Below are 20941 nucleotides of genomic sequence, written 5' to 3' on the forward strand. Positions count from 1 at the left end.
TTTTATTCCTTGAACCTTGAACGTTATTCCTTGAGCTCCTATGCCCTGGATCGACTCCCTCGTCCATCGTGCCGACGCCCGGCTGAATACCTCCACGACCCCCCGTCCTGTTGAGGACGACGCGCCGCACGCGGTGGTCATCGGCGCGGGCTTTGGCGGGCTGGCGGCTGCGATACGGCTCAGCGTGCGGGGTTTTCAGGTGACGCTCGTCGATCGGCTCGAGCAGGCCGGCGGCCGCGCCCGGGTGTTCGAGCAGGACGGGTTCGCGTTCGATGCCGGCCCCACGGTCATCACGGCGCCGTTCCTGTTCGAGGAGCTCTGGTCGCTCTGCGGCCGCAACATGGCGGACGACGTGGAGCTGCGCCCCGTATCCCCCTTCTACCGGATCCGCTTCGACGACGGCACGTCGTTCGACTACACCGCCGACCCCGAGGCCATGAGCCGCGAGATCGCCCGGTTCAGTCCGGAGGATGTGGAGGGCTACCGGCGGTTCTTCGAAAAAAGCGCCGAGATCTTCCGTATCGGCTTCGAGGAGCTCGGGCATGTCCCGTTCGGCAAGGTGACGGACATGCTCAAGATCGCGCCGGCGATGGCGGCGCTCGAGAGCTATCGCACCGTTTACGGCCTCGTGTCGAAATACATCAAGCACGAGAAGATCCGGCAGGTGCTTTCCTTTCATCCGCTGCTGGTGGGCGGGAATCCGTTCAACGTCACCTCCATCTACACCCTGATCGCGTTTCTGGAGCGCAAGTGGGGCGTGCACTACGCGATGGGGGGAACGGGGTCGCTGGTGCGGGGCCTGGTCGGCCTCCTGAAATCGCGCGGCGTGTCGATCCGTCTCGGCGAAGAGGTGCGGGAGATTACGCTCGACGGCCAGCGTGCCACGGGTGTTCGGCTCGCCACGGGGGAGACGATCCCGGCGGATCTCGTGGTATCCAATGCGGACGTGGCCTGGACCTACCGGCACCTCCTGCCGGCCCACAGCCGGACGCGGTGGACGGACGCCCGCCTCGACGCGGCCCGCTACTCGATGAGCCTGTTCGTGTGGTATTTCGGCACGCGCCGGCAGTACCCGGACGTCGCCCACCACACGATCCTCCTCGGTCCGCGTTACAAAGGGCTACTCGAGGACATCTTCGAGCACAAGCGGCTGGCGGACGACTTCAGCCTGTACCTCCATCGCCCGTCGGCCACCGACCCGGCCATGGCGCCGGAGGGATGCGACGCCTTCTACGTGCTTTCGCCGGTGCCCCACCTCGACAGCGGGGTGGACTGGTCGCAGCAGGCGGAGCGGTACCGCAAGGCCATCGAGTCCTATCTGGCGATGACCGTGCTGCCGGGTCTGTCAGAGTCGCTGGCGACCTCCCGGGTCCTGACGCCGCAGGGCTTTCTCGACGACTACCTCTCGTTCAAGGGCGCGGCGTTTTCGATCGAGCCGGTGCTGACCCAGAGCGCCTACTTCCGGCCGCACAACGCCAGCGAGGACATCGACGGCCTCTATTTCGTCGGCGCCGGCACGCATCCGGGCGCGGGCCTGCCCGGGGTGCTGTCCACGGCCCGCGTGCTGGACACCGTGGTGCCGGATCCGGCGGCGATCGTGGGGCGGAACGGGACCTTTGCCGGGGCGCGGTAAGCGCGGCGCGGGGCGCGTCCGGACGGGCGGAACATGCGTTGGCGGGCTACGGTTTTCTGCTACTCCTTTAACGGTTCAACGCAGTAACCTCCATGGCCGCCAGCAAAGCCGCATACGACCCGCAATCGATCGAGAAGAAGTGGTATGCGTTCTGGGAAGAGAACGGGTTCTTTTCCACGGAGCGCGATCCGGATAAGAAGCCGCACGTGATCGTGATGCCGCCGCCCAACGTGACGGGCCGGCTGCACATGGGCCATGCCCTGCAGGACACCATCCAGGACGCCCTCACGCGGCTCCGCCGGATGCAGGGGTTCGAGGCGTTGTGGATGCCCGGGAAGGACCACGCCGGCATCGCAACGCAGAACGTCGTCGAGCGGACCCTCAAGGCGCAGGAAGGCAAGAATCGCCACGATCTGGGCCGCGAAGCCTTTCTCGAAAAATGCTGGGAATGGGTCGATGAATACGGCGACATCATTCTGCAGCAGAAGCGCCGGCTCGGCGACTCGTGCGACTGGAACCGCGAACGATTTACCTTCGACGACGCCTACGTCAAGGCCGTTCAGCATGTCTTCGTGCGCCTTTACGACGAAGGGCTGATCTATCGCGGCGAGTACATGATCAACTGGTGCCCGGTCGACATGACGGCGCTGTCCGACGAGGAGGTCGACAACGTCGAGCGCGACGGCTTTCTGTGGTATGTCCGCTACCCGCTCGAAGACGGCAGCGGCCACATCACGATCGCCACGACGCGGCCCGAAACGATGCTGGGCGACTCCGCCATCGCCGTGCACCCCGACGACCCGCGGTACCGGGAGCTCATCGGCAAAAAAGCCGTGCTGCCGCTGCTGGGCCGGCCGATTCCGATCATCGCCGACGAGTACGTGAAGATGGAGTTCGGGGCCGGGGCACTCAAGATCACGCCGGCGCACGACAAAAACGACTTCGAGATCGGCCAGAAGCACGGTCTCGAATGCATCGGCGTCATCAACCCCGACGCCACCATCAATGCGCTCGGCGGACCCTATGCCGGCCTCGACCGATTCGCCGCGCGCGAACGCATCGTGGCCGACCTCGAGGCGCAGGGCCTGCTGGAGAAGACCGAGCCGCACCGGCTGACGGTCCCGATTTCGAGCCGCTCCAAGGCCGTCATCGAGCCGCTGATCTCGCGTCAGTGGTTCGTCCGGATGCAGCCGCTGGCCGAGCCGGCCATCGAGGCCGTGCGGAGCGGCAAGATCACGTTTTACCCCAAGCGGTGGGAGAACGAGTACTACCGCTGGCTCGAGAACATCCGCGACTGGTGCATCAGCCGGCAGCTCTGGTGGGGCCATCGCATCCCCGTCTGGTATCACCCCGACGCGCAGGGACAGATCGACGAGAGCCGGCCTTTCGTTGTGTCGGTCGAGCAGCCCGAGCCAGGCATGATTCAGGATGAGGACGTACTCGATACCTGGTTCTCGTCCTGGCTGTGGCCGTTCGCGACGCTGGGGTGGCCGAAAAAGACGGACGCCATCGAGCAGGATCTCGCCTACTTCTACCCGGGCCAGGTGCTGGTCTCGGGGTACGACATCCTCTTTTTCTGGATCGCCCGCATGATCATGGCCGGCCTCCATTTCATGGGGGATATCCCGTACCGCGACATCTTCATCACGGGGATGATCAAGGACAAGCAGGGCCGCTGGATGTCCAAGAGCCTCGGCAACGGCATCGATCCTCTCGAGATGATCGAGCAGTATGGCGCCGACGCCGTGCGGTTCTCGCTGACCGTGCTCTGTGCGCAGGGGCAGGATATCAAGCTCGACCCCACGAAGTTCGAGATGGGGCGCAACTTCGCGAACAAGATCTGGAACGCCTTCAACGTGTTCGGCCAGTTCATGGACGACGGCAAGGCGTACCGGCGCACGCGCCGGTTCGAAGACCTCGAACTTGTCGAGCGATGGATGGTGACGCGGCTCAATCAGACCATCGTCGAGGTCAACGAAGACATCGACCGGTACCGTCTGAACGACGCCCTGACCAAAATCTACACCCTCTTCTGGGGGGATTATTGCGACTGGTATCTGGAGCTGATCAAACCCCAGCAGGGGCAGCCGGTGGCCGACGAGACGATCGCGCTGGCGATCGAGCTGTACGAAAAGATGCTGCAGCTGCTTCACCCGTTCATGCCGTACATCACGGAGGACCTGTGGTGGCGTCTGCGTCCGCGCGCGCCCCGCGAGGCCTGCATCGCCTCGGCGTGGCCGGCGTCGGACGCCGGCGAGATCGACGCGTCCGCCATCGAGGCGCTCGGATTGATGCAGGCGCTGATCTCCGGCATCCGCAATGTGAAGAACGAATACGGCGTGTCGCCCGGCAAGGAGATCGACGCCATCCTGAACCTGCCGGCGAACGCGAATGGCCTGCTCGAGACCCTGACCGCCAACCGCCGGTATTTCGAGCGGCTGGCGAAGGTGCGGGACCTGCAGGTCGGTGTCGGTCAGGAGAAGCCCAAGGCGAGTGCGTCGGTCGTGGTCGGCGCGAACGAGGTGTTTATCCCGCTCGCCGGCATGATCGACCTCAGCGTCGAGCGCGACCGCCTGGGCAAAGAGATCGCGCAGAAGGCCGGCTACCTCCAGAGCGTCCTCCGCAAGCTGGAAAACGAGAACTTCGTTTCGCGCGCGCCGGCCGACGTCGTGCAGGCCGAACGCGACAAGGCCCGGCAGACGGACGAGGAACTGACCCGGCTCCGCGCCAACCTGGCGGATCTGGGGTGAGCGGGGTGTAAGGTTTGAGGGTCAAGGTTTAAGGGACTCTGGAGAGGATGACCTTGAACCTTGACTCTCACGCCTGGGACCTTCCGCCCTCGGCGCGTCGTTTGCATGTCTGGCTGGTTCACATGCCTGATAGCAAACGATGATTGTTTCGATGATAGATAGATGGCCCGGCATCGCCGGGCTGGTGTTTCTTGCGGTACTGTTCGGCGGGTGCGGAGCGTCTACGGACGAGACGGACGCGGCGGATACGCAGGTGCAGGTGGAGGATGTCCGCTACGCGAAGTTGCCCGGCGGCGCGCGTATCGTGACGGGCACCCTCTACAATCCCACCGAGACGCCCATTCGCAACGCCCAGATTCAGATCTCGTTGTACGACGAGAACAACGTGCGGGTATCGACGATGAGCGTCACGATCCAGGATGTCTCGCCCGGCTCCCGGAAGGCGTTCAGAGAACCGGTCGATACGGATCTGGACATTCGCGGCGCGAGCGTAAAAAGCGTGCTCGTGCTCTGACGGGCCGGCGGGCGCGCGCAATACAACCGACCATGAGCGAGGCGGTAAACGACTCACCCCGTACTTCTTTTCAGGCGCTGACCGATATCGCGCTCGTCATCAACTCCATCCAGGAGCCCGGCGCGCTGCTCGAAAAAGTGCTCGAGATCGCCATGGACACCCTCCAGGCGGAGCGGGGATTTCTGCTGCTCGAGGACGAGACCGACCCCAGGGGATTCACCGTCAGCGTGCGCCAGAATGTGAGCGACCGCCAGATCGACGACCTGATGAACGTGTCGACGAACGTCGTGCATCAGGTGCTGCAGACGGGCGAGCCCGTCGTCGTGGCGGAGGCGCTGGAGGACGAACGGTATGCCGGCGCGGAGAGCATCGTGCTCCAGCAGATCCAGTCCATCGCCTGCGTGCCGCTGCGGATCAAGAGCCGGCAGATCGGGGCGGTATACCTGGACAGCGTCAAGAAACGCGGCCGTTTCACGCCCAACAGCCTGCCGTTTCTAACCGCCTTTGCCAACCAGTCCGCCATCGCCATCGAACACGCGCAGTTCTACCAGACGCTGCGCAACGAGAACCGGCAGCTCCGGCGGGAGATCGCCCAGATCAACGGGTTCGACGGCATCATCGGGCAGAGCCCGCGGATGCAGGACGTGTTTCGGACGATCTCGCGCGTGCTCGACACCGACGCGAGCGTGCTGATCGAGGGCGAGAGCGGCACCGGCAAGGAACTCGTGGCGCGCGCGATCCACTACAACGGCGCCCGCAAAAACAAGCCGTTCGTCGCGCTGTTCTGTGGCTCGCTGCCGGACAGCCTCCTCGAGAGCGAGCTGTTCGGCCATAAAAAAGGCGCTTTTACGGGCGCGACGACGGACAAAATCGGTCTCTTCGAGGCCGCAAACGGCGGCACGGTGCTGCTGGACGAGGTGGGCGACCTGTCGCCGCGCATGCAGACGTCGCTGCTGCGCGTCCTGCAGGAAGGGGAAATCAAGCGCGTGGGCGAGAACGAGGTGCGCAAGGTCGACGTGCGCGTCGTGTCGGCGACGAACAAGCCGCTCCGCGAGCTGATCCAGGCGAAGGAGTTCCGCGAGGACCTCTATTACCGGCTCAACACCATCTCGATCACCACGCCGGCCCTGCGGCATCGGCGCAGCGACATCCCGCTGCTGGCCAACTACTTTCTGGATCGGTTCGCCATCGACAAGCGCGCCTTCATCAAAGGGTTTTCGCCCGAGGCCCTGCACGCCCTCCAGCACCATCCCTGGCCGGGCAACGTCCGCGAGCTGGAGAACACCGTCCGCCGCGCCGTCGTGATGGCCACGGAAAGCCTGATCAGCGTGGCCGATCTGCAGCTCCCCGAGGCCGAGGCGATGGACCCGTTCGAGCCCGGCATTACGCTCAAGGAAGGCGAGCGCCGGCTCGTGACGCGCACCCTGAAGGAATACGACGGCAACATCTCCGAAACCGCCCGGGTGCTCGAGGTATCCCGAAGCTGGCTCCATTACAAGCTGAAGGAGTGGGACGAGCCGAAGAAGTAGCTTGGCCCCTCCTGCAGGGCCCGTTCGCCGCGCACCGTCCGCTCCCACATCGCCCAGCTATCGCCGGCCCGATTCACCCGCCCGCGCGTCCCTGATCCGTCGATCCCACCCGCCGGCACGCCAACGAATAGCTCTTCGACCAACGGCCCCGCCGCAGCCATCTCGGGCGTGGAACCTCCCCAGAACCCCGTGTAAAGGCGGTTTTGATGGCGACTTCTCCGGGAATTAACCCACCCTGTCTTAATGACCGCTCATCCGGGTCGATGACGTAAAGGTCATTCTTGCACTTCCTCAAACCAACCTTTTGCACATGATGAAACCGACCCAGATACGATGGTTTCGTCAGGTAACTTCTTGGCTCTTCTTGTTCGTCGTCATTATGGCGGGGAACGTGCAGGCTCAGAGCAACCTGATGTTATCCAGGCAACCGGATTTCTCTACGGAGGACCGGGAATTTGCCCCTGGCGACACGATTTACATGAAAGTCGATGCGTCAGAAGTAGACTACTCCAGCGTGGAGTACAGCGCCTACAGGCTCATCTCCCGTGAGGGCGAGGCGTTCTACGAGGGCGGGTTCGACAACAACTTCGACGGCTCGTATTCCGGCAAGGTGGCCGTGGACGACCTCGAACTGGTCGACTATTTTTGGAACTGGGAAGCCGAGATTCGGGACAAGACCGGCAGCACGTTCAACGTGCGTCTCTTCCTTCGCATCGGCGATCCGGGCGAGCAAGTCGCCGGCGTCGAGATGCGCGGCCTCGTCCAGGAAAAGGGAGACGGGACGTTCGTGATGCTCGGTCAGACGGTTCTGGTCGACGACGAAACGCATTTCGAAGTCTTCTACTTCGGCGACCCGCGCAACCCGAATCCGCAACCCCCTCCTCCCGAAGGACAGGGTTCGTTCGATGACGTGCAGGTCAATTACGGCGTCGAAACCCGTGTCGTGCTTACCGAACAGGGTACCCTGCTGGCCAAGAGCGTTCGCGTGCTTGGCCCGTTTGACGTTCCCCGCTTCGTCAATGTGAGCGGTCGCATCGCGGAAGTCGATGAGGCCAGCCAGACGTTCGTGGTGCGGGGCCTGACGATCGCGGTTACCGAGTTCACCGGCATCGGCGGCGACGCCTCCGGCAACGGCGGTGGCTTCAACGTCGGCCAGCTCGTGCGCGTCTTCGGCGACTTCCTGGACGACGGCACGGTGCAGGCGCACTTCGTCGAGTTTCGGCGCGCGGTGCAGCCCGAGCTCGAAGTACGCGGCCGGGTGACGGCGCTCGACGGCGACCTGATCACCATACAGGGCTTCCAGTTCAAGATCACCGACGCAACGGTGATCGAGCGGCTGGCGGACAACGGCTTTCCGGGCGGCGGATCCTGCGATCCCGCGAAGGGCGATTGCCCTCCGATCTGCGATCCGAACGTGCAGGACTGCGGCACGGTGTGCGACCCGGTAACGGGTGAATGCCCGCCGGTGTGCGACCCCGCGATGGGCGACTGCCCGCCGGTGTGCGACCCCGCGATGGGCGACTGCCCGCCGATGTGCGACCCCGCGATGGGCGACTGCCCGCCGGTGTGCGACCCCGCAATGGGCGACTGCCCGCCGGTGTGCGACCCCGCGATGGGCGACTGCCCGCCGATGTGCGACCCCGCGATGGGCGACTGCCCGCCGGTGTGTGACCCCGCGATGGGCGACTGCCCGCCGGTGTGCGACCCTGTGACGGGCGAATGCAAGCCGGCCGGCAAGCGCGCCGCGGCGGCGGTTGAAGACCTCCAGAAGGGCCTCATCGTTCGCATCGTCGGCGTCGTCGGCGCAGCGGGCACGAGCGGCCTCACGGCGGAGCACATCCTGATCGAATCCGGCGACGACCGGTTTGTCCGGCTCAGCGGCGAAGTCGAAAACGTGTCCGATAGCGGGTTCACGATCCGCGGCTGGTCGATCACGATCGACGAATACACGCCGCTGTTCAACGAGAAATACGAGCAGATCGCCATCGAGGACCTGGCCGACGGCCAGCTCGTGATGGTGTTTGGCGAGTTTATCGAAGACGGGCAGATTCGCGCCCATCAGGTGGAATTCCGGCTGGTCGCGCGCGATCAGTTCTCGCTGTTCGGCCCGGTCACCGCGATGACCGACGCCGGCGTCACGGTGTGGGACGTGCCGTTCGTGTTGACGGAAAACTCGCGTTTCGAGCTCGGTTTCAACCAGCCGCTCACGCGTGAGGATGTGAAGGTCGGCATGATCGTCGAAGTGGTCAGCGTTCCCAACGCCGCCGGCGGATGGGACGTGGACGTCGTGCGCGTGCCCGAGAACAAGGACGAGGGGATGCGCATCAGCGGCTTGATCGAAAACCTGACCGACGCCGGCTTCTCGGTGCTCGGGCAGCTCATTTCGCTGGAGCCCTTCGCGCAGATCGTCGACCGCCAGTGGGAGCCGTTGACGTTCGAGGACCTGGCCGAGAGCCGGGCCGTCGACGTATACGGCGTCTTCCAGGGCGACGGCATCAGGGCGAATACCGTGGTGCTCAACGGGAAGGAGCGTGAAGAGATCGAGTTCTGGGGCCTCATCGGCGCCGTGGAGGGCGATGTCGTGACGGTGGGCGGCGTGCCGTTCGTCTTCTCGCAGTTCTCCAAGGTGTTCGGCGAGGAGGGCGAGCTGAACCTCGTCGACCTCCAGGACGGCCTCTATGTCTCGATCGTGGGCCTGGCCCAGGAGGACGGCTCCTTCGTCGTCGATCGCATCTTCGTTCCGCGCCAGGAGGACCGTAGCGTCCGGGTGAGCGGCGACGTCGAGGCCATCGATGAGTTCGGCCTCACCCTCTGGGGAGGCAACGAGGTGGTGTTCAACACGTACACCCACTTCCACGATCAGTATTACCAGCCGATCGATCCGACCACCGTGCTGCAGGGCGCGCGCGTGAATGTCTACGGCGTCTATCAGGACGACGGCCGCATTCTCGCGAACTCGGTGGAGCTGCGCGGTGAGGCCACCTCGCACATCAAATTGCTGGGATCGGTCTCGGCCTATGATGGCGTCACCCTCGAGGTGGGCGGCTTCTCGTTCCTGCTGACGGAACAGACGCAGTATTTCGGCAACGAAAACACGTTCGAGCCCGGCAGCGGCGATGTCGCCTCCAAGAGCGCCGCGGCCCGCCGTGCGCAGATGTCGTTCGGGCCGTTCGCCGGCAAGCGCGTCAACGCGTTCGACCTGGCGGAAGGCATGGCGGTCGAAGTCTTCGGCGTGCCGGATGAAAACGGCGCCCTCGTCGCCGTCAGCGTCAGCCTGCGCGACGAGCGCGGCCAGGTCAGCATGCGGGGCGAGATCGCCGAAATCAACGGCGACGTGATCCGCATCCGCGGCCGGCAGATCTTCACCACGATGAATACCGAAGTGTTGAACCAGGACTATCAGCCGATGGCCCTGGCCGACCTCGTCCTCAACCAGGGCGTCGTGGTGTCCGGCACGCTCCGTCCCGACGGCGGCATCGATGCCTTCCGCATCGAACTCCGCTCGGGCGAACGCCCGGGTCTCGACCTCTGGGGTCGCGTATCCGGCGTTCAGGGCGATCTGGTGTTCGTGGAAAACGTGCCGTTCCTCACGTCGGACGTGACCTTCTTCACGGCGGAGGATGGCTCGCAGGTCGATCTGACCACGCTCCAGCCCGGTCAGTTCGTGTCGATTTCGGGTGAGCTCGACGACACGGGCGTGCTGACGGCGACCGTCGTCTTCCTGCAGATCGATCGCGTCCATGTCGACATGGTCGGTCCGGTCGAGATGGTGGCGGCGCCCGACTTCTACGTGTGGGGTCTCCGCGTGGCGATGGCCGAGTGGGCCACCGTGGTGGACGAGAACTACCAGCCGGTGGATGTGACCACGCTGCAGGATGGCGATTTCGTGCAGGTCTCGGGCGATATGTTCGAAGCCGAATCGGTGCAAGGCCATTTCGCGCAGCGCTTCGGTACGGATGCGCGCGAAATCGAACTGCGCGGCGCGATCTCGTCGCTCGACGGTGACCTGATCTATGTCAATGGTACGGCGTTCATCTACACCCAGAACACGTTCATCAACACCTTCGAGGGAGCGCCGGCCGAATTTGGCGATCTGGCGCTCGGTCTGAAGATCTCGATCGTTGGCAAGCCGAACGAGGCAGGAGACATCCTGGCCGCGCGGATCAACATCGAGAACCAGGAACAGGACGAGCAGGTCCGCATGCGCGGCACCATCTCGGACGTGTCGATCGACGGCTTCATGCTGTTGGGCCGGCAGGTGACTTATGGGGAATATGTCAATATCGTGGGCGAAGGCTACGAGCCGATTACGCCCGACCAGCTGGTCGACGGCCAGATGGTGACGGTATTCGGCAGCCTCAACCGCGACGGTGTCGTTCTGGCCTATAACGTGGAGGCGTTCGCCGCCGACCTCGAGCAGCTCGAGTTCCGTGGCGTGGTGGATGCCGTGGAAGCCGGTTTCGTGACGATCCGTGGCTTTGTGATCGCCGTGGATGACCGCACGTTCATCCAGGACGAACGCGGGTTCCAGCTGAGCCCCGAGAAGTTGACCCCCGGAGCGCTGGTTCGCGTGCTCGCGATGCCGGCAACCGAGGGCACCTTCCGCGCGCAGTGGATGCAGCTGGGCGCCGGCCAGGAAGACCGCGGGGCCAACCTGAGCGGCGTCATTACGGCGCTCGACCGCACGAAGCGGTCGCTGACGATCTACGGTCGCAAGGTGATCGTGGAGGAATACGCCGACATCATCAATGAATCCTTTGAACGCATTCCGTTCCTCGACCTCAAGGTCGATCAGAACGTGCGCGTCTTCGGGTTCTACGAAGATGGCGGCCGCATCCGCGCCTGGCGCGTGGAGAGCGTCGGCGCCGAGAACCGCGAACTCGAACTCCGCGGCGCCATCACGGAAGTCGATGGCTCGACGATCGTCGTGCGCGGCATCTCGTTCGTCCTCGGCCCGGATACCTGGATCGATGGCGGCGACGGCAAGCCTTTCCCGGCTGCCGACCTCGAAGCCGGCCTGATCGTCGGCATCACCGGTACGCCGCTCGAAGACGGGACCTACCGTGTTCGCTGGATCTACGTGTCCAGCGGCAACGAGGACCGCAACGTCCGCATCGCCGGCTCGCTCGTCGAAGCCGACAAGAGCCAGCGGTTGCTCGTCATCCGCGACCACAAGATCTATCTGAACGATCAGGCCGATATCGTGGGTTCGCAGTATGAACCGATCTCGTTCGATGGGCTCAAGGTGGGCGCCAACCTCCAGGTTTGGGGATGGCTGCAGCCGGACGGCAAGATCGAAGGCTGGCGCGCGGAAGTGCGCGTGCCGGAGCAGGAGACGTTCCACCTGACGGGTGCACTCTCCGAGATCGGTCGGGATGCCTTCACCGTCGCCGGCGTGCGCATCTTCCTCACGGAAACGACGCACGTCGTGGCGCCTGATGTAGGCAATATCTCGGTCGAGAACCTCTTCGCCGGCCTCATTGTCGAGGTCGAAGGCGGCGTGGACGCCACCAATCGCCTCGTGGCGCGCAAGGTCCAGGTGTTCAACATGGACCCGCGCGTGGCGCTGGATATACGCGGCATCGTCAGCAACCTGGGTAGCGACCGCTTCGAGCTGGCCGGTATCGAGGTGCGTTTCGACGCGCAGACGTTCGTGCTGGACGGCAACAGCCGGCCGCTCGATCCGTCGACCATCCAGAACAACAACAACGTGGATGTGGTCGCGCTCGAAGGCGACGGCGATGCGTTGCTGGCTCGTTTCGTCCAGGTCTTCGACCTGATTCGCGACGAAAAGACGCTGGTCGATCGCATCGCTACGCTCGGCAACGATTCGTTCACGATGCGCGGCTACACCTTCCGGGTGGATGACGAAACCATCATGGAGGATCCGCTGGGCAACGCGATGACGTTCGAAGACCTCTTCGAGCGGATGCGCGTCGAAGTGCACGCGATCGAGGAGAGTGAAGGCGTCTATCTGGCGCGCACCATCACGGCGCGTCCGCGCGATCAGAAGTTGACGGGTACGCTGACCGATATCGGCTCGTCGACGATCGATATCGCCGGTCTCGAAGTGACGGTCGACGTCACGACCGAGATCCTCGACGCCGACGGCGAGGACATCTCGCTCGGCGATCTGGTGGCGGGTCAGACGATCAACCTGACCTTCGTTCCGGGCGCCGGCGGCGTGCCGGTGGCCACGAAGATCGAGTTGCTGCCGCGCATCGAAGACGAAGTGGTGCTCACCGGCACCGTGGAAGCCGCATTCGGCCAGCTGTTCGTGGTGCTGGGTCGCCGCTTCCAGGTGATCCCGAACACGGTGTTCTACGATGTCGACAAGAACCCGATCACGATGGACAACTTCTCCGTGGGTGATGCCGTCCGCGTCCGCGGTCTGCTCCTGGCCGGCGACGACCTCGTCGCGCTCCAGGTTCAGCAGCTGGGCGAGGATGCGACCGACATCCGCGTCGAAGGTCCGATCGTCTCCGTGAGCGCCAGCGTGCTCGAAGTGATGAACGTCTTCTTCTTTATCAACGAAGAGTCCCTCTTCTACGGGCTCGACGGCGAGGAGACGACGGTCGATGCCTTTGTCGAAGGACAGACGGTGTCGGTCATCGCCGAAGGCCAGCCGAACGGTTCCATCCTGTTGAAGCGCGTTTCTATCCAGAACGTGTCGCTCAGCCAGGGTGAAATCGGCGACATCGAGGGCGATCAGTTCACGATGTTCGGCACCACGTACCGGGTTGACGAGAACACGATCGTGCTGGGCGACGAAAACGCGCAGCTCGACCTCGAGAACCTGGGCGATGGGCAGTATGTGGAGGTTCGCGGCGTCGCGGGCTCGGACGGCAGTGTGGTTGGCAAGGTAGCCGGCTCGGCCGTCCTCGTGTCGAAGGTGAAGATCATCGACGCGGAAGGCTCGGGCGAATACGAGCTCGACAACTCCGACTCGTCGCCGACGGCGAACGAAGAGGAGACCCTGCCGGAGACGTTCGAACTGCATCAGAACTATCCGAACCCGTTCAACCCGGTGACGACCATCCGTTTTGCGCTGCCGCAGAACGCGCGGGTCGTGCTGAAGGTCTACGACGTGGTCGGACGTGAAGTGCAGACGCTCGTCGCGGCGGAGATGCCCGCCGGCACGTACGACGTGCAGTGGAACGGCCGTAACGCGGCCGGCATCCCGGTGGCCTCGGGCGTGTACCTCTATCGCCTCGATCTCGGCGATCGGGTGATGACGCGCCGGATGGTGCTCGTGAAGTAACCTGTTGCCCTTGAAGGTCCCGCGGGGCCTTCAAGGGGCTTCAAGGCCTCTCGGCCTTGAAGACGATATCGCAGGCCGGCTGCTCTTCGGGGCGGCCGGCCTGTTTCGTTCCACGTCCCGCCGATGTCGTATCTTGGTGCCCCCGCTTATCCTATCCAGCACGCGCCATGATCCGATCGTTCGTCACTTCGTTCGCGTACCTCTGTTGCCTGGTGCTCGCCGGCTGCGGCGGTACGCGCCAGATCCAGACATCCCCTCCCCAGCCGGCGCATCTGACCGGGCGGAGCGGCGAGGCCGCGGGGCAGATGGCGCTGCTCACGATCGATGTGCGGGTTGGTGATACCGCCCTGCCGGCCGATGCCCGGGCGCTGCGGTTTCGGGTCGAGGAGGTCCGTTTTAAACCGCGCGGAGGGGATTGGACGAGTTATCCGGCCGATCTGAACAGCTTCGACATCACCGCGTCGCGCCGGCCGGGCAGCAAGACGATCTTCTCGACGCGGGTGCCTCCGCAGCCGTACGATTCGCTGGGGCTGGTGCTGAGCGACGTGTTCGTGCTGTACGATGCCAACGCCGGGGGGCCGCTGACGATGCCGCGCGACCGGCCCATCGAACTGGGGGTGCCGCTGACGCCCGGCACGGAGTCGCCGATGCTGGTGGAACTGACGTTGGAACCCGGGGCTTCCCTGACGCGCGATGCCCGTTGCCGGTGGTTTTTTCTGCCGTTCTGGACCGTCCGCGTGGAGCGCCCCGGCGGGGCGGGTTCAGGCGGCGGCTGAGGCGCTGATGGCCTCGACGCGGGAGATTTGCGGAATGGTGCGCTTGAGCGCCTGCTCGATGCCGGCGCGGAGCGTCATGGTGCTCATGGGGCAGGTCCCGCAGGCGCCGAGCAATTCCAGCTCGACGACGTGGTCTGCCGTGATGTTCAACAGACGCACAGAACCGCCGTCCGCCATCAAGTAGGGCCGGATCATGTCGAGCGCTTCCTCGATCTGCTGTCGGAGGGCGGCGTCCGCGGCGGGGTTGGCGTCGCGGTCCTCAATAGGGTCTGGCATCATAGTCTTAGAGGGTTTGCCGGCTCGGGGTGCGCCTGGTCTGAGGGCGCGGGTTTTGGCCGGTGTTCGTTTTACTGGGCCGGCCAAAAAAAGATCGCCGCGCCGCGGGCTCGTTGCGAAGGCGTCACATGGACGAGCCGTCTTCGTTCAGGAGCGCGATGCCGATATCCGGAAAGTCGGTAATGAGTCCGTCGATGCCGAGCGCCTTGAGGCGCTGCATGTCCTCGAGGGCGTTGATGGTCCAGGGGATGACGGCGATCTGCCGGGCGTGGGCCTCGGCGACGAGCGCTTCGTCGACCAGCGTGAACTGCGGGCTGTAGATGTCGGGCGCAAAGCCGAGCGCGTCGATGTTGCCGCGAAAGCCCCGGTCCTCGTCGGCGCTGACGAGGAGGGCGACGCGCAGGTGCGGGTCGAGCCGGCGCGCCACGCGGAGCGTGCGCACGTCGAACGACTGGATGGTGGCGCGCTGGGTGATGCCGGCTTCCGAGAGTACGTCGTAGAGCAGTTCGGTGAAGAGCGCCGGCTCCGGGTGGTAGATGCGGTCGGTCCGGGGCGTGGACTTGGTCTCGATGTTGTAAAAAATCGCTGGGAGGTTATGCGCCTGTACGTAAGCCTCCGCGGCCGCGATGACATCTTTTAGTAATGGCTTAACAACCCGCATGGGTTCCTGCCCGGGGAAGCGCGGATTCCCCCTGCTCCCGCAATCGTACCGGGCGATCTCCTTATAGGTCATCTCAAACAATTTGTACGCCTCGCGCTGATCCGGCGGCACAGGCTGTCCGTCCGGTCGCGTGCAGATCTCCGACGAGAACCAGGGATCGTGCGAAACCACGACCTGCAGGTCTTTCGAGATCACCACATCCATCTCGAGCGTGGTAACACCGATGTCCAGCGCTTTCAAAAAGGCGGGAATAGTGTTTTCCGGTAGCAGGCCCCGCGCGCCGCGATGTCCCTGTAGATCGAATGCCGGAAGGGGAAAGGGGGTAGTCGTATCGGCCATAGGTAAAGAGATCCCGCGGTTGCAGGCAAAGGAAAGAAAGCAAAATACGGCGATTATCCCGCGGTTCATGTCAGATGTGTTTCGGTCTGATCCGTGAAATATAAAAAGACCACGCTAAATCTGAAGACTGCTTGCAAATAAGAAAAAGTTTTTTATCTATGTTAGCTTATCGTTTACATACATCCGCCGCACGAGAGCCAGCCTATCAGTATATTGCGCTCCTCAAATCCCTCCAGCGGGTGGGTATCCGATGGTTCGCATCCCGTGTGCGGCCCGGAACATTGGTGCGGTTATCCGAAGCACGTCTTCCGCCATGTCTGTGTCGCTCATTATCTCCCTGTTCGCCGCGCGACGGGGGACATCATGATATTCGGTAGTTTCCATAGCAGGAAAGTCGAGTATGGAACGATCACGTCCGCAATTCCAGTTTGCGCATCTCTTCAATGCAGAACGAGGCCTCGCCGGCGGTGACGGCGGCCCACAGTCCGTAGTCGCCGAGGAATCGCTGGACGCGCCTGCCGGTCAGCCCCATCACGGACTCGAGCACGTCTTCCTCTACCTGAGCGACGCCGTGGTCGTGGTGGATGTTACGGGGCGGATCCTGCAGTGGAATCCGTCCGCCGAGCGCCTGTTCGGGTGGACGCCGGCCGAGGCGGTCGGTCGCATGATCGACGACGTCCTCCCCACGTGGTACCCGTTTGACGACGACGCGACGCCGTTGGGGAAGGTGCTGACGGACGGCGCATGGTCCGGCGAGGTCGTGCAGCGCGATCGGGCCGGCGGCCTGCTCAAGACGATGGCCTCGATCACCCTGCTGCGGGGCGGCGCCGGCGGGTGGGCGTTCGCGGTGCTCAGCTTCCGGTCGATCCGCGAGATCCGCGAACTGGATCAGGCCGGCCCGGGCATCCCCGTGAGCAGCCCCTGGCGGAAGCTCGTCGAGAACCATCCCGAGCCGATCGCCATCCTGCAATACGGCAACATCGTGCACGTCAACCCGGCGTGCGCCACGCTGCTCGGGACGGTCGACCCTGCGACCCTGCACGACCGCTCGATCTACGATTTCTTTTTCCCGGAGCATGCCGCCGACGTGCGGCGCGCGATGGGGATGGTCGAGGCCGGCCGAACGATCCCGACCATCGAGCACCGGCTGCGGCGCGAGGACGGCGAGGAGCGTATCGTGCGTTCCCGCTGCGTTCCGCTGCTGATCGACGGCCGGTCCGTCGTCCAGGCCGTGTTGCACGACATCACGGAGCAGAAGCTGGCCGAGAACGCCCTGGCCCGCAGCGAACAGCGCTTTCAGGCGGTTTTCGACCGCGCCGGCATCGGGATCGCGATCGCCACGCCGGATACCCGGCTCATCACCACCAATCCGGCCTTCCAGCACATGCTCCAGTACTCGGCCGCGGAACTCACCCGGTTCACGTGCCGCGACCTGACGTACAGCGAGGATCTGACCATCTACAATCACTTCGTGCAGCAGGTGCACGACGGCGAGATGGACCGCTTCCATATGGAGAAGCGGCTGCAGCGGAAGGACGGGGCCTATGCCTGGGGCAGCGTCGTCGCCACGGCCCTGCGCAAGGAAAACGACGAACTCGAATATTTCATTTTTCTGGTAGAGGACATCTCCAAACGCAAAAAGACGGAAGAGGAGCTGATCGCGGCGCGGAGCAAGGCGGAGGAGATGACCCTGCTCAAATCGTCGTTCCTGACGAACATGAGCCACGAGATCCGCACGCCGTTGACCGGGATCATCGGCTTTGCGTCGATCCTGGCCGAGGAGGTGTCGGAAGAACACCGGGAGCTGATCGAACTCATCGAACAGAGCGGGCATAGGTTGCTGCAGACCCTGAACTCCATCCTCGACCTCTCGATGCTCGAGTCGGGCACGCTCAAGGTGAAGCCGCAGGAGGTCAATATCGTCGACGAGGTGGAGGCGCTGGTGTCGCAGCTGGCGATGCAGGTCGAGGAAAAAGGGCTTTTTCTCACCTTCGCCTCCGATTACCAGGACATCCGCGCCGTGGTCGATCGCACGAGTCTCGACCGGATCATCAACAACCTGGTCAGCAACGCCATCAAGTTTACGCGGGAGGGGGGCATCCATGTGACGATGCAACCCCGCGGCAAGGAGGTCGAGATTCGCGTCGAGGACACCGGTATCGGGATCGAGACCGGTTTCCTGCCTTACGTCTTCGACGCCTTTCGGCAGGAGAGCACCGGCATGGCGCGCTCGTTCGAGGGGAACGGGCTGGGCTTGACGATCACGAAACGCCTCGTGGCCTTCATGGGGGGAGCCATCCAGGTGGAGAGCAACCCCGGCCACGGCAGTGTCTTCACGGTGTTGCTGCCCATGGAACGGGTGGCGGATGCGCCGATCGACGTGTCGGACGCCGCCATGCGGTACCGGGGCAGCGGCATCAGCCGGAGCCGGCCGCGCGTGCTCGTGCTCGAGGACAACCGCGACGCGCGGGTGCTGCTGCAGAAATTTCTCTCCGAGAAATACGAGGTGGCCCTCACCTCGCGCGAGGACCAGGCGCTCGATGCCGCCCGGCGTCAGCAGTTCGACATCGTGCTCATGGACATCAACCTGGGCGGGAATCGCACCGGGGTGGATGCCCTCCGCGCGCTGCGTCACCTCTCGCAATACGAGCAGGTGCCCGTCGTGGCGCTAACCGCCTATGCCATCGCGGGGGACCGCGAACGCTTCCTGTCGCAGGGATTCGATGGGTACCTGGGCAAGCCCCTCACGAAAAAGGAACTCTATCAGGTGATATCGCAGGTACTCGAACCCTCCAGTCGTTCGTAGCCGGCATTTTTCTCACGTAAGCACTCAGCCCCGGAAGTTCATGCGCGTCCTACTCGTCGAAGACGACCAGATCACCCAGCGATTCCTCGTGCGCATCGTCGAGTCGCGCGGGCATACGGTGGACTCCTTCTCGGACGCGGAGAAGGCCTGGGAGGCCTATCAGAAAGGTTTTTATCCCCTGTTGCTGCTGGACTGGATGTTGCCCGGGATGAGCGGCCTGGATCTCTGCCGCAACGTGCGCAACTCCCCGCAGGGGCCCTTCAGCATCGTGCTGGTCGTGACGGCCATGAACGAGCCCGAGCATCTCGAAGCGGTGCTCGAGGCCGGCGCGGACGATTACATCGCCAAGCCGATCGCGCAGAAGCTGATGAACGTCCGCCTCGCCGTCGCCGAGCGGCGCGTGCACAACATCCTGGCGCACAAGGAAGCGGAGGAGCAGCGCCGGCTGCTGGCCACGGCGGTCCGCAGTTCCGGAGAAGGGATGTTTATCACGACCGCGGATCTCGACGACGACAGCACGCACATCGTCTACGCGAACGAGAGCATGGCCGCGATGGCCGGCTACGCGACCGACGAGCTGATGAACCAGCCGCTGGACATCTTCGAGGGGCCCGAGACGAATCGCGACGTGCTCACGGAGATGCGAAGCCATCTGGTGCGCGGCGACGCCTTTTCGGCGGAGATCGTGCTGTACAAGAAGGACCGGAGCCGCTTCCTCGTCCGCTGGCAGATCTCCCCGGTCCGCGACGACACCGGCCGGATCACCCATTATGTATCCGTTCAGCGCGACATCACGGAGACGCGCCGGCTCGAACGCGAACTCGTCGAGATAAGCGAACGCGAGCAGCGCCGCATCGGGCGGGACCTGCACGACGGCCTCGGCCAGCAGCTGACCGGCCTCGCGTTCATGGCGCGCAGCCTCGAACGCAAGCTGCAGGAACTGGACGAGGATGCCGCCCGCGCCGCGATGACGATCGCCGAACTGGTGAACGACACGAAATCCCAGGCCCGCATCCTCGCGCGCGGCCTCGTCACGGTCGACCTCTCCGGCACCGGCATCGTCCGCGCGCTGGAGGATCTGGCCGCCAATACCGAACAGATGGCCAGCATCCATTGCACCGCCGATTGCCATCTGGACACCCCCCTGTGGGATGAAACGGTAGCCACCCATCTGTACCGCATCTGCCAGGAAGCCGTCAACAATGCGATCAAGCACAGCGGTGCCACGCACGTGAACATCGAACTGAATCAGGACGGCGATCAGCTGTTGCTGGCGGTTCGGGACAACGGAGCCGGCATCACGACCGCCGACAGGGCCCGGGAAGGCATGGGCCTGCGGATCATGGCCTTCCGCGCGCAGATGATTAACGCCATGCTAAATATCCGAAACCGAGAACAAGGCGGTACGCTCGTGCTTTGCAGTCTTGTATATCCAGGTGTTTTAGCGCATACTGAAGAACCTGTCACCTCTTAAGCCCATGTATGGATCCATGCAGCACAGCTCCTACGATACCGTAGCGATATCCGCTTCCATTCCGACGAAGGAGCCGATTCGCAAACGCATTCTCGTGGTCGACGACCACCCCATCGTTCGGCAGGGCCTCGCCCAGTTCATCAACCAGGAGCGCGACATGACCGTCTGCGCCGAGGCGTCCGACGGATTCGAGGCCATGACGGCGATCGAACAGGCTTCGCCGGACCTCGTGATCGTCGACATCCAGATGGAGGGGATCAACGGGATGGATCTCGTGCGCAACGTGAAGGCGCAGTATCCCGATTTGCCCGTGTTGATGCTCTCGATGCATGACGAGAGTCTGTACGCCGAGCGCGCGCTCCGCGCCGGCGCGCGCGGCTACGTCATGAAGCAGGAGGACCCGCGCAACGTGATCCACGCCATCCGGCGCGTGCTTCGCGGCGAGGTGTACGTGAGCGACCAGGCGGCCTCCAAGATCCTCAAGCTGCTCTCCGGCGGCGCGGACCATGCCTCGCCCGTGGATCGCCTCAGCAACCGCGAGCTGGAGGTCCTTCGCATGATCGGCGAAGGCTACCGCACCCGCCACATCGCCGAAAAGCTGACGCTGAGCACCAAGACCGTCGAATCCTACAAAGCGCGACTCAAACAGAAAATCCTGCTGAAGGACGCGGCCGAACTGGCGCGTTACGCCGCCGAATGGGTCAAGAGCACCCGGAAGATGTGAAAGGGTTCGCGGTTTGAGGATCGAGGTTTCAGCTTTCAGGATGCATCCGGGTTCATAGGGGCACGATAGGTCGTGCCCTCCCCCCGCCCCCGGTCAGAGGCGTCCCGAACCGCCTGTGTCGGCGCCCATCCGGCCCCGCGCGGGACCCGTTTCGCGGGCTCGCCGGATATCCCACAAAAACGGATCAAATCCCCGCTC

The 20941-nt window shown here is 64.0% G+C and carries 11 protein-coding genes; 9 read left to right on the top strand and 2 right to left on the bottom strand.

The genetic code is table 11. The annotated features are described in order from the left end of the window. Nucleotides 1–40 precede the first annotated feature (40 nt). From R2834_17615 to R2834_17640, 6 genes are all read left to right on the top strand, one after another. A complete protein-coding gene (locus R2834_17615) occupies nucleotides 41–1633 on the top strand; it encodes a phytoene desaturase (GenBank protein ID MEZ4702157.1) in 1593 nt (530 codons plus the stop codon). A 92-nt stretch (nucleotides 1634–1725) separates the two neighbouring features. Then, nucleotides 1726–4383 (top strand): valine--tRNA ligase, encoded by a 2658-nt coding sequence (locus R2834_17620; protein MEZ4702158.1) that lies wholly within the window; start codon nucleotides 1726–1728, stop codon nucleotides 4381–4383. A 151-nt stretch (nucleotides 4384–4534) separates the two neighbouring features. Further along, on the top strand, nucleotides 4535–4897 hold the full coding sequence (locus R2834_17625; GenBank protein ID MEZ4702159.1) for an FxLYD domain-containing protein: 363 nt from the start codon (nucleotides 4535–4537) through the stop codon (nucleotides 4895–4897). Between the two features lie 32 nt (nucleotides 4898–4929). Continuing rightward, complete coding sequence (locus R2834_17630) at nucleotides 4930–6426, top strand: sigma-54-dependent Fis family transcriptional regulator (GenBank protein MEZ4702160.1); 1497 nt, start codon at nucleotides 4930–4932, stop codon at nucleotides 6424–6426. A 412-nt stretch (nucleotides 6427–6838) separates the two neighbouring features. After that, on the top strand, nucleotides 6839–13687 hold the full coding sequence (locus tag R2834_17635) for a DUF5666 domain-containing protein (GenBank protein ID MEZ4702161.1): 6849 nt from the start codon (nucleotides 6839–6841) through the stop codon (nucleotides 13685–13687). A gap of 167 nt (nucleotides 13688–13854) precedes the next feature. Further along, nucleotides 13855–14463: a hypothetical protein gene (locus R2834_17640; GenBank protein ID MEZ4702162.1), complete on the top strand. Its 609-nt coding sequence runs from the start codon at nucleotides 13855–13857 to the stop codon at nucleotides 14461–14463. On the opposite strand, the gene R2834_17645 is transcribed toward R2834_17640, so the two are convergent. Both R2834_17645 and R2834_17650 read right to left on the bottom strand, forming a co-directional pair. Further along, entirely contained in the window at nucleotides 14449–14742 is a 294-nt protein-coding gene (locus R2834_17645) for a NifU family protein (protein MEZ4702163.1), read from the bottom strand. The two genes, R2834_17640 and R2834_17645, sit on opposite strands and share 15 nt — an antisense overlap. A gap of 121 nt (nucleotides 14743–14863) precedes the next feature. Next, entirely contained in the window at nucleotides 14864–15739 is an 876-nt protein-coding gene (locus R2834_17650; GenBank protein ID MEZ4702164.1) for a glycerophosphodiester phosphodiesterase, read from the bottom strand. A 400-nt stretch (nucleotides 15740–16139) separates the two neighbouring features. Here R2834_17650 and R2834_17655 point away from each other — a divergent pair, with 400 nt between their 5' ends. The 3 genes from R2834_17655 to R2834_17665 are packed head-to-tail and all read left to right on the top strand — an operon-like array spanning nucleotide 16140 to nucleotide 20743. Continuing rightward, entirely contained in the window at nucleotides 16140–18545 is a 2406-nt protein-coding gene (locus R2834_17655) for a PAS domain S-box protein (protein ID MEZ4702165.1), read from the top strand. Between the two features lie 40 nt (nucleotides 18546–18585). Further along, the gene (locus R2834_17660) at nucleotides 18586–20019 is read left to right on the top strand and encodes a response regulator (protein MEZ4702166.1); all 1434 of its coding nucleotides are present in this window, start codon (nucleotides 18586–18588) and stop codon (nucleotides 20017–20019) included. 4 nt (nucleotides 20020–20023) lie between these two features. Beyond that, the gene (locus R2834_17665; protein MEZ4702167.1) at nucleotides 20024–20743 is read left to right on the top strand and encodes a response regulator transcription factor; all 720 of its coding nucleotides are present in this window, start codon (nucleotides 20024–20026) and stop codon (nucleotides 20741–20743) included. Nucleotides 20744–20941 lie beyond the last annotated feature (198 nt).

The sequence above is a fragment of the Rhodothermales bacterium genome (assembly GCA_041391505.1).
Lineage (GTDB): Bacteria > Bacteroidota > Rhodothermia > Rhodothermales > JAHQVL01 > JAWKNW01.